The following is a 13,901-nucleotide window of genomic DNA, read 5'->3' on the forward strand; positions in this document are numbered from 1 at the left end:
CATCCCTTACGCTTTCTTACAAGTAATATTATAACTTTACACCGACTTTCAGTTAGCGTGCGCGCACTTGACTGATAGCCTTGCCCAAGTCGATCACTGACATGGCATAAAAATAACTTCTGTTGTACTGAGTTATAGCAAAGAAGTTATTGGTTGCCAAGTGATACTCAGTTGCTTCTGAACCATTTTGCAGATCGATCAGGCCGAACAACATGTTCTGCGGCGTGGACGGGGCGGCGCTCACGCCGGCCTCCTGCAATTCCGCCAGCCGGTACTTGGCTTGCAAGCCCTGGCCGATGAACTTTTCCCAGGCGCGGCTGGCCGAAACGGTGACGGGATAGGTGCTGATGGCCGGATCGTCGCGCCGCCAGCCGTGTTCGACGAGGAAATGCGCGACGCTGCCGATGGCGTCGGCCGTGGAATTGCGCAGGTCGATGTGACTATCGCCATCGAAGTCCACCGCATATTTCATGATGCTGCTAGGCATGAACTGGGGCAAGCCGATGGCGCCCGCATACGAGCCGAGCAGGGTCAAGGGATCGATGCCATCCTTGCGCGCATACAGCAGCGCGTTTTCCAGTTCCCCCTTGAAAAACTCCATGCGCGCGGCGCGGGTCGGGCTTTCCGGATAGGAAAACGCCAGGGTGGTCAGCGCGTCGAGCACGCGGAAGCGGCCCGTGTTGCGTCCGTACACCGTTTCCACGCCGATGATGCCGACGATGATTTCGGCCGGCACGCCATATTCGCGTTCGGCGCGCGCCAGCGCTTCCGCATTTTCTTCCCAGAATTTCACGCCCGCATTGATGCGCACCGGCTCGATGAAGCGGGCGCTGTACGCTTGCCAGTTCTTCGGCTTGCCCGGCGGGGCCGGCTTCATCAGTTGCACGGTCGATTCGACATAGCGCACCTTGCCGATCAGGGTATCGAGTTCGGCGCGGTTAAAGCCATGCTTGGCGGACATGTCGTCGAGGAAGGCGCGTACTTCTTTCCAGTTGGCATAGTCGACAAATTCACCTTCGAAGTCGAATTTCGCCGGTACTTTCTTCGCCGCCGGCTTGCCGGCAACCTTCTTGACGGGCTGGGCCTTGGCCGCGCGCACGGCACGGGCGCGGTCGGCGTCGGAAATATTGCTGTTTTCGCCTGCGTGCGCGGTGGACAGGCACAGGGGAAGGGAGAGGAGCAGGGACAGGGCGGAGGTTTTGATCGGTAACAAGGAGCGTCTCATCGGCATTGGGTTAACAGGCGGCGCAAGCTGCGCCGCGCGCGGAGTTGTTCGTCTGGGTTGGCATTACCATACTTCATCGCGGCATAGATTGCCAGAAACTGTGCGATGGCGGCGTGCGCTTCGGGCGTGGCCTTGCCTGCGGCCAACCGGGCAGCATAACCGTGCGGGCCTTCATGCGGCGCACGGCTGTAGCCGCGCCGCGCCTGCCGGTGGCAAAACTGCGCGTACAGGGCGTCGAGCGGATCGCCTTGCCGCGCCTGCCGCCACCAGACCAGTGCGCCGGCCAAGGCGGACAGCAGGGCCAGCAAGGCGCAAGCGACTGCCAGCTTTTTTGCAGGCACGTTTTTCAAGCCATCGAGCATGGCGCGCCGGCGTTGCGGCGTGGTGTCGAGCACCCAGCTGCTCCAGGCTTGCTCGGCTTGCTGCCATTGCTGGCGCCACGCGGCCAGCGCTCCGTGCGCGCCGCCGTCGAGGCCGGCCAAGGCGCGCCATGCCGTCAGCGGCGACGGGGCCGGCGGCAGGGCGGCATCGAGGTTGCGCTCCGTGCGCAGGGGCGCGACGGCGCTGGTGGGATCGACGCGCACCCAGCCCCGGCCCGCCAGCCACACTTCGCTCCACGCATGGGCGTCGGACTGGCGCACGCTCAGGCTGTTGTCTGCCGCACCATGCAGGCCACCCTGGTAACCGGTGACGACGCGCGCGGGAATGCCCATGGCGCGCATCAGCACGACAAAGCTGCCCGCGTAATGTTCGCAAAAGCCCGCTTGCGTGACAAACAGGAAGTCGTCGACGCCATGCTTGCCCAGCAGCGGCGGCTGCAGGGTGTAGCGGAAGGGTGCGCGGCGGAAGTGCTCGAGCACGGCGGCCATGGCGTCGGCGGGCGCCAGCGCCTGCGCGCCATGGCCGCGCAATGCGCGGGCCCAGGCCACGCTGCGCGGATTGCTGCCGGCAGGCAATGCCAGCCAGGGCTGCTGTTGGGCAAAAGTCAGGCTGGCCTGCAAGCGGTAGCGGGGCTGGGAACTGACGCGGTAACGTACGGTCGAAGTAATGGGCTGTATGGTCAGCACTTCCAGCGCGGACGACACGACGTACGGATTGCCGGGCAAGCGTTCGATGCTGCGCGGCACGTCGAGCGCGAAGATGCGCCGCTGGCCGCTCGCTTGCAACGTCACTTCGTACTGGCTGGGCTGGCCTTCCAGGGCGATGTCTATCCGGCTGTCGGCGGCAGGCGTGCGCTGGCCAGCGCCCCTGCGCGTCCAGGTTGCGCCGTCGAAGTCGCCCAGCACCACGCCGCGCCAATACAGCTGGTCTTGCGGCGGGAGCGGGGTGCTGAAACGGGCTGTGAAGACGGGTTCGCTTGACAGGGCCAGCGAAGCGATGGCGCCCGGCCGCATGCTGTCGGACAAGCCCGTGCGCGCCTGCGTGCCTTCTGGTGCCGCGCCCCACAGGGGGCCGTCGACGCGTGGCACGGCAAGAAACATCACGGCCGACAGGGGGATGGCCAGCGCCAGCATGCGCCCCAGCAAGCCCAGCCTGTGCGCCAGGCGCGGTTGCACGGCGCCATACTGGGACGACAGCAGGCCGGCCAGCAGGACGATGACGGTGGCCAGCATCCAGGCGGCGCTGACGATGCCTTGCGCATGAAAGAAGTTCGCCAACAGGAGGAAAAAACTGAGGAAGACTAAGACGAAGATGTCGCGCCGGCCATGCATTTCCAGCGATTTCAAGGCCAGCAGCAAGGCCAGCATGGCCACGCCCGCATCGCGTCCCAGCACGGTGCCGTAGCTGACATAGACGGCGGCGATGCCGAGCAAGGCCAGCGGCGCGAGCACGGCCAGCCGCGGCTGGCGCCGGCCCCGCACGGTGATGAAGGCGCGCCACAGCAGGGGCGCGGCGGCGGCGGCCGACAGCCACACAGGCAGGTGCAGCGCGTGCGGCGCCAGCACCATGGCGGCGGCCAGCAACAGCAGCAGGATGTCGGCCTTGTCGCGCGGCAAGTTGGCTAGCCATTGCCTCATGGCATGGCCTCGTCCTGTGGCAAATCGTGCAGGGCCAGCGCGCGCAGGCAGGCGTCGCGCTGGCTGGCGCCCAGGGCCGGCGCCACGGTCAGCGTGCCCAGGAGCAAGCCGTATGGCAGGCCCGTGCGTTCCGCCTGCAGCACCCAGGCGGCCAGGCGCGACAATCGCGCTTCCGGCGCCAGCGCGTGCAGGGCGGCGTGCTCGAGCACGATGCTGTCAGGGGCGGCTCCCGTTGGCGCGTCGGCGGCTGGCTGGAATTGCTTGCTGAATAAATGCTCGCCGTCATGGCGGGCGATCTGGCGCCAGGCCAGGCGCCGCAGCGGGTCGCCCGCTTGGTAGGCGCGCACGCCCGCCAGTTCCACTGTCAGTTCCAGGGCGCCATCGGACATGCGTGGCCGTGCTTGTTGCCGTGTCTGCTGTACCGTGCCGGCCGGCAAGGGCAGCGGCGGTGCGTTGTGCTCTGGCTGAGGATACACAAGCACGCGCGCCTCGGGCTGCCAATGGCACCAGGCGATAAACAGGCCCAGCGGGAAACTGCCGGACAGGCGCACCGGCGGGGCAATCACCCATCCACGTTGCCGCGCCGCAACGACGATGGTGACGGCCGTTTCCCCGTGGGCGGCGATGTCGACCGGGCCGGGTGCCGCCGCCGAATCGCGCATGGCCAGGTGGATCGCATGGCGCGGGCGCGTGCTGCGGTTGATCAGGCGCAAGGTGAACGTGGCCTGGCTGCCCGCGAACACGGGATTGCCCGGGGTGGCGGCCAACGCCAGGCCCGCCAGGTTACGGCTGGCAAACAGCATGTCGGCGATGGCGCAGGCGGCCGCGAAACAGGTCAGCGCGTAGCCCAGGCCCAGGCGGTAGTTGACGGCCGCGATCCACAGCGCCAGCAGCAGCGCGGCAAACGCCAGCCCCGCGCGCGAGGGACGGATGTGCACGCGCTGCGCGCCCAGCCAGGGGCGCGCCGGCAGCCAGCGGATGGTGCGCAGGCGCACGGCTGTCAGACGGGTGTCGCCAGCAGCAATTGCTGCAGCAGCATGCGGCTGTCCGTGACCCCTTGCGCGGCGTGCAGGCGGTGGGCGCAGACGGGAATGAGTACGGCTTGCACATCGTCGGGCGTGACGTGGTCGCGTCCGGCCAGGGCGGCCCAGGCGCGCGCCGCCTGCAGCAAGGCCAGCGCGGCGCGCGGGCTCAGGCCATCGGCAAACACGCCCGGCACGCGGGTGGCATGCACGAGGGACAGCACATAGTCGACGACGGCAGGTGAGGCGTGGATGGCGCGCAGGCCTGCTTGCGCCTGCAGCAATTCTTCCGCGTTCATGACGGCTGGCAAGGTTTGCAGCATGGCGCGGCGGTCTGCGCCCAGCAGCAGTTCCCGTTCGGCGGCCGCATCGGGGTAGCCCAGGGTGACGCACATGAGAAAACGGTCCAGCTGCGATTCGGGCAGCGGGAAGGTGCCCAGCTGGTGCGCGCAGTTTTGCGTGGCGATGACGAAAAACGGCTGCGGCAGCGCGCGCGTGACGCCATCGAGCGTCACTTGCCGCTCTTCCATCGCTTCCAGCAAGCCCGATTGCGTCTTTGGCGTGGCGCGGTTGATCTCGTCGGCCAGCAGCACCTGGGTAAACAGGGGGCCTGGATGAAAGATGAAACTGCCACTGCCCCGGTCATACACGCTCATGCCGGCCACGTCGGCGGGCAGCAGGTCGCTGGTGAATTGCTGGCGCTTCCATTGCAGGCCCAGCGAGATGGCCAGCGCATGCGCCAGGGTCGTCTTGCCCACGCCGGGCACGTCCTCGATCAGCAGGTGGCCGCCGGCCAGCACGCAGGCGAGGGTCTGGCGGATCTGTAACTGTTTGCCGACGAGAACTTCGCCGATCTGCTGTGCGGCCTGGTGTATTTTCGAAAACATGCTATTTCTATCACAGTGAGACGGATTATTTAATTTACAATCGCTTTGGCCAGGTCAAACCGCGCCGCCCGCCGCCTGCGCGCTCGTGGTAGATTAGCGTGACAGCAAAGGCGGCAAGGGCGGCACAGACCAGCCAGTGATTTTATGCGAGAACGGGCCAGGCAGGCAGGAATGCTCTGCAGTGATTCCGGCATGCGTTCCCGGTATGGATAGAGAGCAGAGACAGAGGTAACCAGTACAGCGCATGAGCACAGCCATTTATACCCATCCCGATTGCCAGCGCCACGAAATGGGCGACTGGCATCCCGAATCGCCGGCCCGCTTGCAGGCCATCAACGATCAATTGATCCTGGCGCACATCAGCGACCTGGTCGAGCACCGCGACGGCGTGCGCGCGCAATTGTCCGATATCGAGCGCAACCACAGCGCCACGGCCATCGGCCTCGTGCGCGACAACGTGCCGCCCGCGGGCGACTATTACCCGCTCGACGGCGACACCCTGCTCAATGCGCACAGTTACGATGCGGCGCTGGCCGCCGCTGGCTCGGCCGTGGCAGCCACGGACGCCGTCATCGACGGCGAGATCAGCAACGCCTTTTGCGCGATCCGCCCGCCCGGCCACCATGCGCGGCCCAGCGAGCCCATGGGCTTTTGCCTGTTCAATAACGTCGCCATCGCCGCCAAGCATGCGCTCGACGTGCGCGGACTCGAACGGGTCGCCATCGTCGACTTTGACGTACATCATGGCAATGGCACGGCCGAGTCCGTGGCGCACGATCCGCGCATCCTGATGGTCAGCTTTTTCCAGCACCCGTTCTATCCGTACAGCGACGTGGAATCGTACACGGACACGCGCGTCAATGTGCCCGTGCCGGCCCGCTCGAAAGGCGACGCCGTGCGCCAGCTGGTGCTCGATCACTGGCTGCCCGCGCTGCACCGGCAGCAGCCGCAGATGATTTTCATTTCCGCCGGTTTCGACGCCCACCGCGAAGACGACGTGGGCGGCATGGGCCTGGTGGAGGCCGACTACACGTGGATGACGCAGCAAATGATGGCCGTGGCCCATCAGTATGGCAAGGGCCGCATCGTCAGCTGCCTCGAAGGGGGCTACAACCTGTCGTCGCTGGGCCGCAGCGTGGCCGCGCACGTGAAGGCGCTGGCGGAGCTGTAAGGAGTGAGCTTGAACTACAGCAGGCTGGGGCGGCTGCGGGAATTCGTGTGGCGGTGCGTCTGGTAGTCGAGCGCGTCGCCAGCCATGAAGCGGCGCCAGGCTTGCGTGTAGACGAGCGATGATTTATCCGCGTCAAAACTGTCGAGCTGTAACATGTCGCGGTGGTGCTTGATTTCATTGACCAATTGGTCATACAGCACTTGCAAGCCATAGCTGTCGGCGCTCTGGCGCTTCAGGCGCTCTTCCAGCTGCGCCACTTGCCCCTGCAATTGCCGGCATTCCTTCTTCCACTGCAACAGGCTGCCATTGCGCGGCACGCGCTTGGCCGCCGTCTTGGCCGGGCGCGCGCTGCCACGTTCGCATTCCACGTGTGCCGCTGGCGCCTTGCCAGTGTGTTCCATCACCATATCGAGCCATCCCTATCGCCTATCTCCCTGCACCCGGCGCTAGCCAGCCTGGAAAATAATTGCTTTTCATTTAAGAGGCGATATTAGAACATACTTCTTTATTTCTTTCAGTAAATATAAGAATCCATGTGGAAATATTTGACCTGGCTGCGCGGGCGGCGCTTTACTGGCGCTGCGCTGCCTGCGAGGGCGCTGCCGGGGCGGCTCCCGCCATTTTCCCGTCGTCGGCGTAGGTCAGGGTCAGCAGGGTATTGTCGTCCCAGTTCAGGTCATGCAGCGGCGGCACGAAACGTTGCCGGTCTTGCGTGACGCGGATGTCCAGCGTGCGCTCGCCCGAGCGCGCCTGCACGGCAAGCAGCTTGTGCACCACGGGAAACGGCACGTGGATCAGCGACGAGTGGCATGGCCCGCCTGCCAGGCGGAACAGGTTGCGCCGGACAAAGGACAACTCATCCTGCTCGACGGCCCAGCGGATTTCGCATTCCAGGCGCAAGTCGCCCAGGCGGCGCACGTTCTGGGGCAGGCCCGGCGTGTGGATGTCGGCGCGCCAGCGCAAGGTGTCGCGCTTCTTGTTGCTGACCAGGTCGGCATTCGCATCGTAGGCGGTCTTGTCGCGCGACAAGGTAAAGCCGCCGTCCGCCGCCAGCGGCACGGGGATCGACAGGTTGTCGGCCGACAGGTGCAGTGTCACGCCGTCGAGCCTGGCCTGCGGCGTGACGGGAATCAGCATGAAGCGCAGCGGCGCGCCCGGCGCCAGGCGCTGGTGGTCGGCATACGCATCGAGTCCCTTGAGCATGGTGCGGTAGGGGCGCAGGTCGGGATCGCGCGTGCTTTGCACGTCGACAATCTGCTGCATTTCCTGGCTTGCCGCGTCGCCCGGCGCCGCCGCTTGTTCCTGGGCCATGGCGGGCAGCAGGCTGGCATAAAGGGAGGCGAGGAGGCAAAAGCGGGGAAAGTGCATGGATTGCGTGCCAGGTTAAGCTTGCGATGGGAAACCGTCCAGGATGGACGGACTGCGAATCTTATCATTCATGTAACTGCCAAATTATCACCAATTGTCTCGTTCGTGTCGCACGGCTGGTGTTGGCGGCGGAAAATGGGACGTCGTGGCGGCAACCACGTAAAATAGCGGATTGACCGAACGATTTTGAAAGCAAGAGCATGGCGATACAATGGTACCCAGGACACATGAACGCGGCCCGCAAGAAAGCGGCCGAGACCATGGAAAACACCGATCTGGTGATTGAAGTGGTGGACGCGCGCCTGCCGGCAGCCAGCTGCAATCCCATGGTGGACGAGCTGCGCCTGTTCCGCCAGCGCCCTTGCCTGAAAATCCTCAACAAGACCGACCTGGCCGATCCTGCCGCCACCGCCGCTTGGGTGGCCTATTTCAACGCCCAGGAAGGCGTGACCGCGTATGCGATGACGACCAAGAAGCCGGGCGACGTGGCGCGCATTCCGGAACTGGCGAAATCGCTGGCGCCGCACCGTGGCGTGCCGACGAAGCCGCTGCGCATCATGATCATGGGCATCCCCAACGTGGGCAAGTCGACCCTGATGAATGCGTTGCTGAAAAAGCGCGTGGCCAAGGTGGGCGACGAGCCGGCCGTCACCAAGATGCAGCAAAAGTTGTACCTGGACAAGAACACGATTTTGGTCGACACGCCCGGCATGCTGTGGCCGAAGATCGCCATCCCCAGCGACGGCCTGATGCTGGCGGCCAGCCACGCCATCGGCTCGAACGCGCTGATCGAAGAGGAAGTGGCCGTGTTCCTGGCCGAGGAATTGCTCAAGCGCTATCCGGACTTGCTGGCGGCCCGCTACGGCACCAAGGTCGATGAAGTCGACGCCATCGGCGTGGTCGAGGGCATCGCCGCCAAGCGCGGCTTCCGCATCAAGGGCGGCGACTACGATTTCGAGAAAGCCTCGCATACCCTGCTGCTCGACTACCGCAGCGGCATCCTGGGACGCATTTCGCTGGAAACGCCGGACACGCGCGCGGCCCTGCTGGCCCAGCACGCGGCAGAGATGGCGGAAAAAGCGGCCAAGGCGGCGGAAATCGCCGCCGAGAAGGCCAGGAATGCGGCGCGCGGCAAGCGCGGCACGTAAGTTACCGCTTCACCATGCAAAAAGCGCCGCGACAGCAATGTCGCGGCGCTTTTTGCATGCGCTGGCCGATTAGCCGAATTTGAAGCTGGTCACCGCCAGCGCGCCAAAGAAATCCTCCTCGTGGTACACGACGTGCGCCGCTTCCCGCTCGGCCGCGCCCAGCGCCACCATCAGCGGCAGCAGATGGTCTTCCTGGGGATGGGCCTGGCGCGCGCCCGGCGCCTGGTCCCAGGCCAGCAATTGTTTCAGCCTTTGCGCCGGCGGCAGGGCCATGGCCTGGCGCAGCCACGCGTCGAACTGGTGCGAAGCGACGGCGCCCGCCTGGCCGAACTGGCGCAGGTTGTGATAACTGAGGCCGCTGCCGAGTATCAGCACGCCCTGGCGGCGCAGGCTGGCCAGCGCGCGGCCCACTTCGACGTGCGTGAGCGGGTCGTAGCCGTGTTTCAGCGACAGTTGCACCAGCGGCATGTCCGCCTGCGGGTAGATGGGGAACAGGGCGCTGAAGGTGCCGTGGTCGAAACCCCGCTCGTGATCCAGGCGCGCCGGATGGCCGGCAGCGTCGAGCAATTGTTTGACTTGCGCCGCCAGTTCCGGCGCGCCCGGCGCCGGGTACTGGATCTGGTACGTATGCGGCGGAAAGCCAGAATAATCGTAGATCATGCCCGGACGGGGGCTGGCCGAAACGAGGAATTGCGGCCCTTCCCAGTGCGCCGTGACGACCAGCACGGCCTTGGGACGCGCGCCGACCTGGCGCGGGATAGCCTGCAGCGACGCTTCCAGCACGTCGTAGCGGCCGCCGAACTGGTCTTTCATGAACGGCCACGGGCCGCCGCCGTGCGACAGGAAATAGGTGGGGAAGGTGTGCTCTTGCATGGCGGCTCCTGGTGGGAATGGCTGATGATGGAATGATGATAGTCATGCGCGGTCAGTTGATCAAGATCGCCATTATTGATATATCATTTCCATTTTGTTGATGATTGGGTAGTCATGGATACTTTGCGCAGCATGCGCGTGTTTCGCGCCGTGGTGGAACTGGACAGTTTCGTGCGCGCCAGCGAGCGCCTCGATCTGTCGCCGGCCATGGTCAGCAAGCACGTGATGCACCTGGAGCGCCACCTGGGCGCGCGCTTGCTGAACCGCAGCAGCCGCCACCTGAGCCTGACGGAAATCGGCAAGGTGTATTTCGAACAGTGCCGCGAGATGCTCGACAATCTCGACGAGGTGGAGGCGACCGTGGGCCGCACGACGGTGGTGCCGCGCGGCATGCTGCGCCTGAGCGCCCCTGTCTGGTTCGCCAACGCCATCTTTACGCGCACCCTGGCCGTCTACCGTGAACGTTTTCCGGAAGTCACGTTCGACATCGACCTGAGCGGCCGAGTGGTGAACCTGGTGGAAGAGGGCTTCGACCTGGCCCTGCGTGTGAGCCAGGCCCCATCGCCGGCCCTGATCGCGCGGCCCATCGGCAGCATCGAATTCCACCTGGTGGCCGCGCCCGCCTATCTGGCGCGCGCGGGCCACCCGCACCTGCCGCAGGACCTGGCGCAGCACGCCATGATCAGCTATTCCTTGCTGGCGAACGGCAATGAACTGGCCTTCGACGGGGCACAGGGGCGCGAGACGGTGAAGTTCTCGCCTGTCCTGCAATGCAATAACGAAAGCCTGCTGCACGCGGCCGCGCTCGACGGCATGGGCATCGCGCTGCTGCCGTCGTGGCAGACGGATGCGGACCTGGCGGCGGGGCGCCTGGTGCGCCTCTTCGACGATTTCAAGCTGGCGGGCGGCAAGGTGTACGCCGTGTACACGAGCCGCCGCTACCTGTCGTCGAAAGTGCGCACCTTCATCGACTTCCTGGCCGATGAAGGGCGCCTGGGGGCTTGACTACGCGAGCGAGCGCTTGACGTCGATCAAGGCGAACAGGCGCGCGCTGCGCATCCACGCCAGCACCAGCGCCGCCAGCTGCGTCACCAGCAGGCCGGCCACGATGGCCAGCGGGCCGGGCGCGGCCAGGTTCAGGCGCGCCACGCCCAGCAGCGCATACAGCGCCAGTCCCAGCAAGGTGATGACGAGGTAGATGGCCAGGCTGGCCAGCGGACGCCGGCGCAGCATGCCCAGTCCCCGCCACCAGGCCTTGACGGCCGATGTGCGGCGGCGGTCGACGGCCAGCGCCGCGCGGCCGGCGTCGAGCGTGGCGCAGGCCAGCAGGAACAGCAAGCCCGTGAGCAGCAAGGCCAGGTGGCGGGCCAGGTCGGCGTCCGCTTCCAGGATGGCTTTCGCCGCGTGCTTGTCGGCCAGTTTCAGCGCGCCGGCGCCGATCGCCAGCGCCACGCCCAGCGGCACGATGCTCCACAGCAACATGCGCAGCATGCGGCCGTATTCGCTGAAGGCGCCCGTCAGCAGAGGGCCGAAGCCGGGTGGCGCTGGCGCGCGCGCGGCCGTCACCACCAGGCCGCTCAGCAGCGGCGACAGCAGCAGGGCCAGCACGACGCCGGTGATGGCGGCCTGGCTGATGGCGGCGCCGTTGCGTCCCGTGTTGGCCACCAGGTCGGCCAGGGTCATCAGGTCGAGCTTGTGCGCCAGGGCCGCCGCATGCACGGCGTTATCGAGGCTGGCGCTCAAGGTGCGCCAGAGGGGTATGACGGCAAGGATGGCGGGGATCAGCAGCAGGCCCGCCCACAGCAGCAGCAAGCGCCATTGCAGGGCGGCGCGGCTGGCGCGCGTGGTCAGGGTCAGGCCGCTGGCCCGTGTCGTGGAAGTGGCGCTCATACGGTGGCAATCAGGGAAAGGAGGTATTGGAAGGCGGCGGCAAGGTCGAAGCTCCAGCGCCGCGCGGCCGAGGTGTCGGCTTTCAGGGTGCGGCTGTCATCGAGCTTGTTGACGTCGAGGTAGTGCACGCGGTCGGGATCGAGTTCGGCCGAGACGGCCTTCACGGGCTTGCTCCAGGTGTAGCGCTGCCACAGCTGCTCGTTATCCCACACCACGCGTTCGGAGCTGCCGTCGGCGAATTTCACCAGCAGCACCTGCGGCACGGGCGCGCCGCGGCGGCGCAAGACCACGCTGGTGAGATAAGGATACGGACCCGTGCCGGGCTTGGCGTCCGGATGCGCCTTGTCCCACGCCTCGCGTACCTTTTTCTCCTCTTTTTCCAGCGCTTCGGCCGTATGTTCCACGCGCTTGCCGTTCACCACCGCCATGCCGGCCAGCGGCGTCTGTTCTTCGCTGGTGAAGGTGCCGATGCGGTCGTCGATATTCGCGCTGGCATAGACTTGCTGCGCGAAGACCTGTTCCACGATGCGGCGCTGGCCCGTCGCCTCGGCCAGCGTTTCACGCAGGTCGGCCACGCTCGGGTGGCGGAATTTCCACTGTTCGTAATAGGCCTTGAAGCCCCGTTCCATGGCGTCGCTGCCGATGCGCGCTTCCAGGTCGCGCATGGTGATGGCCGTGCGGCTGTAGACGGGCCCCACGCCCTGCAGGCGGTTCCACGCGTTCTGGCCCAGCGGGTCGGCCGCATCCTGGCGCGGCGCGGCCATGCGCTCGAATTCGAAGACCTTGAAGACGGGATCGAAGCCCAGGCGCTTGAGCAGGGGCGTGGTGGCGTGGATATCCTGGCCGCGCGCGCGCAGCATGCGCTGGTCCCAGTACTCGTTCAAGCCTTCGTCGAGGAGGGGTTCCTCGAACTCGTTCGACGCCAGGATGCCATAGAAATAGCCATGGCCGAATTCATGGATGGTGACGAAATCGAGGCCGAATTCGGGAATGGTCTTCGGCTGCAGGTTGGCGTAGCTCGAGGCCGTGATGAAGGTCGGGTATTCCATGCCGCCCGCTTCGGCCGCGTTAAACGGCGGAATCACCACCGTCAGCGTCTTGTACGGATACGGGCCCAGGGTGCGCGAGAAATACGTGAGCGAATCCTTCGCCGCCTGCAGCGCGGGCGCCGCGTTCGATGCGTATTCGGGCGGGTACAGCACCTTGATGGCCACCGGCGGGCTGCCCGGGCCGCTCCAACTGCCCGTCAACGGCTGCGCGCTGCGCTTGTCGGCCGTCCAGGCGAAATCGTGCACGTCGCCCTGCACATAGTGATGCGTGAGCATGCCGTTCTTTTCCTGCGGCGCGCCCTGCAGTTCGCCCGTGGCGCCCACCGTGTACTCCTTGGGCACGGTCAGCTTTACGTCGTAGTTGCCGAAATCGGCGTAGAACTCCGAATTGAGGTGGAATTCATGCGCGTTCCAGCGCGGCGCGGTGGCGCCCCGTTCGCCGGGCAGTTCCAGCACGGCGATCTTGGGGAACCACTGGCCCACCAGGTGGAAGCTGCCGAAATAGCCGGTGCGCGCGATGACGCGCGGCAACTGGTCGAAGAAGCGGATGTCGAGCGTCGTCTCGGCGCCCGGCGCGACGGCCTGCGGCAAATCGACGCGCACGACCGTGCGGTCGGTGGCCGGGCCGTTGTCCGGCTGGACGAAATGCCAGGGCGCCTTGGCGCCGTTCTGCGTCATGCTGCGCAGTTCGATGTAGCCCCACTCGCCGTCGCGCGTGTCGACGCCCGAGCGGAAGCCCGTGTCGAGCTTGCGCTTTTCGGTGAAGAAGGTCGAATGTTCGCCTTCGAAGGCATTCAGGTACAGGTGCAGGTAGACGCTGCTGACGGCTTGCGCGCTGCGGTTGCGCCAGCGCAGTTTCTGCTGGCCGTCGATCGTGTGCTTGACGGGATCGAGCGTCGCTTCGATCTGGTAATCGACGACGCGGTCCGACAGGATCGCTTGCGCGCCTGTGCGCGCACCGCCCCAGGCATTGCTGGCGCTGGGCGTGCTGACGGCCGACGCATGCGGCGACGCCAGGGCGATGCCGTCGGCGGACGGCGCCAGCGGCGTGGGCGCGCCGGCCGGCTTGCCTTGACCCGGCTGGGCGAACAGGTCGGCCTGCAAAGCAAGGCCGGCCAGCAGCATGGCGGTGATGGAAAGGGCTTTGAGCTTGCCCGAGATGGGGAAAAAACCAATGCTGCGGCGCGTGCCGCGGGGACTTGGCGGCCCCCGGCGCGTTGTGCTACGACTTTCCATGCGTGACTCCCACA

At 65.9% G+C, this 13,901-nt stretch carries 12 protein-coding genes; 3 read left to right on the top strand and 9 right to left on the bottom strand.

Annotated elements, in window-relative coordinates; all coding sequences use genetic code 11:
- Positions 1–52: 52 nt before the first annotated feature.
- From mltB to NCG91_RS12845, 4 genes are read right to left on the bottom strand one after another with little or no spacing between them, the layout of a single operon-like run.
- Positions 53–1,231, bottom strand: a complete 1,179-nt coding sequence (gene mltB, locus NCG91_RS12830; protein WP_435526483.1) for a lytic murein transglycosylase B — start codon at positions 1,229–1,231, stop codon at positions 53–55.
- The gene (locus NCG91_RS12835; protein ID WP_251349959.1) at positions 1,222–3,243 is read right to left on the bottom strand and encodes a transglutaminase TgpA family protein; all 2,022 of its coding nucleotides are present in this window, start codon (positions 3,241–3,243) and stop codon (positions 1,222–1,224) included. The genes mltB and NCG91_RS12835 overlap by 10 nt, the downstream gene beginning before the upstream one ends.
- Positions 3,240–4,238, bottom strand: a complete 999-nt coding sequence (locus NCG91_RS12840; RefSeq protein ID WP_251349960.1) for a DUF58 domain-containing protein — start codon at positions 4,236–4,238, stop codon at positions 3,240–3,242. Before NCG91_RS12840 ends, NCG91_RS12835 begins: the two co-directional genes overlap by 4 nt.
- A 5-nt stretch (positions 4,239–4,243) precedes the next feature.
- Entirely contained in the window at positions 4,244–5,152 is a 909-nt protein-coding gene (locus NCG91_RS12845; protein ID WP_251349961.1) for an AAA family ATPase, read from the bottom strand.
- A 244-nt stretch (positions 5,153–5,396) separates the two neighbouring features.
- Here NCG91_RS12845 and NCG91_RS12850 point away from each other — a divergent pair, with 244 nt between their 5' ends.
- Positions 5,397–6,323 (top strand): histone deacetylase family protein, encoded by a 927-nt coding sequence (locus NCG91_RS12850; RefSeq protein WP_251349962.1) that lies wholly within the window; start codon positions 5,397–5,399, stop codon positions 6,321–6,323.
- Positions 6,324–6,337: 14 nt separating this feature from the next.
- Here NCG91_RS12850 and NCG91_RS12855 read toward each other — a convergent pair whose 3' ends face one another.
- Both NCG91_RS12855 and NCG91_RS12860 read right to left on the bottom strand, forming a co-directional pair.
- Positions 6,338–6,724, bottom strand: a complete 387-nt coding sequence (locus NCG91_RS12855) for a hypothetical protein (RefSeq protein ID WP_251349963.1) — start codon at positions 6,722–6,724, stop codon at positions 6,338–6,340.
- Positions 6,725–6,893: 169 nt separating this feature from the next.
- Positions 6,894–7,691 carry a hypothetical protein gene (locus NCG91_RS12860; RefSeq protein ID WP_251349964.1) on the bottom strand — a complete coding sequence of 266 codons (798 nt, stop codon included), beginning with the start codon at positions 7,689–7,691 and terminating at the stop codon, positions 6,894–6,896.
- A 227-nt stretch (positions 7,692–7,918) separates the two neighbouring features.
- On the opposite strand from NCG91_RS12860, the gene ylqF reads away from it, so the two are divergent.
- On the top strand, positions 7,919–8,839 hold the full coding sequence (ylqF, locus tag NCG91_RS12865; RefSeq protein ID WP_071324898.1) for a ribosome biogenesis GTPase YlqF: 921 nt from the start codon (positions 7,919–7,921) through the stop codon (positions 8,837–8,839).
- Positions 8,840–8,908: 69 nt separating this feature from the next.
- Here ylqF and NCG91_RS12870 read toward each other — a convergent pair whose 3' ends face one another.
- Entirely contained in the window at positions 8,909–9,712 is an 804-nt protein-coding gene (locus NCG91_RS12870) for a DODA-type extradiol aromatic ring-opening family dioxygenase (protein WP_251349965.1), read from the bottom strand.
- A gap of 114 nt (positions 9,713–9,826) precedes the next feature.
- On the opposite strand from NCG91_RS12870, the gene NCG91_RS12875 reads away from it, so the two are divergent.
- Positions 9,827–10,717, top strand: coding sequence for a LysR family transcriptional regulator (locus NCG91_RS12875; protein WP_251349966.1), 891 nt, complete (start codon positions 9,827–9,829; stop codon positions 10,715–10,717).
- Here NCG91_RS12875 and NCG91_RS12880 read toward each other — a convergent pair whose 3' ends face one another.
- A complete protein-coding gene (locus NCG91_RS12880; RefSeq protein WP_099665129.1) occupies positions 10,718–11,602 on the bottom strand; it encodes a hypothetical protein in 885 nt (294 codons plus the stop codon).
- Positions 11,599–13,887 (bottom strand): M1 family metallopeptidase, encoded by a 2,289-nt coding sequence (locus tag NCG91_RS12885; RefSeq protein ID WP_251349967.1) that lies wholly within the window; start codon positions 13,885–13,887, stop codon positions 11,599–11,601. The genes NCG91_RS12880 and NCG91_RS12885 overlap by 4 nt, the downstream gene beginning before the upstream one ends.
- Positions 13,888–13,901 lie beyond the last annotated feature (14 nt).

It is taken from the genome of Janthinobacterium kumbetense, from assembly GCF_023703445.1.
GTDB lineage: Bacteria > Pseudomonadota > Gammaproteobacteria > Burkholderiales > Burkholderiaceae_D > Janthinobacterium > Janthinobacterium kumbetense.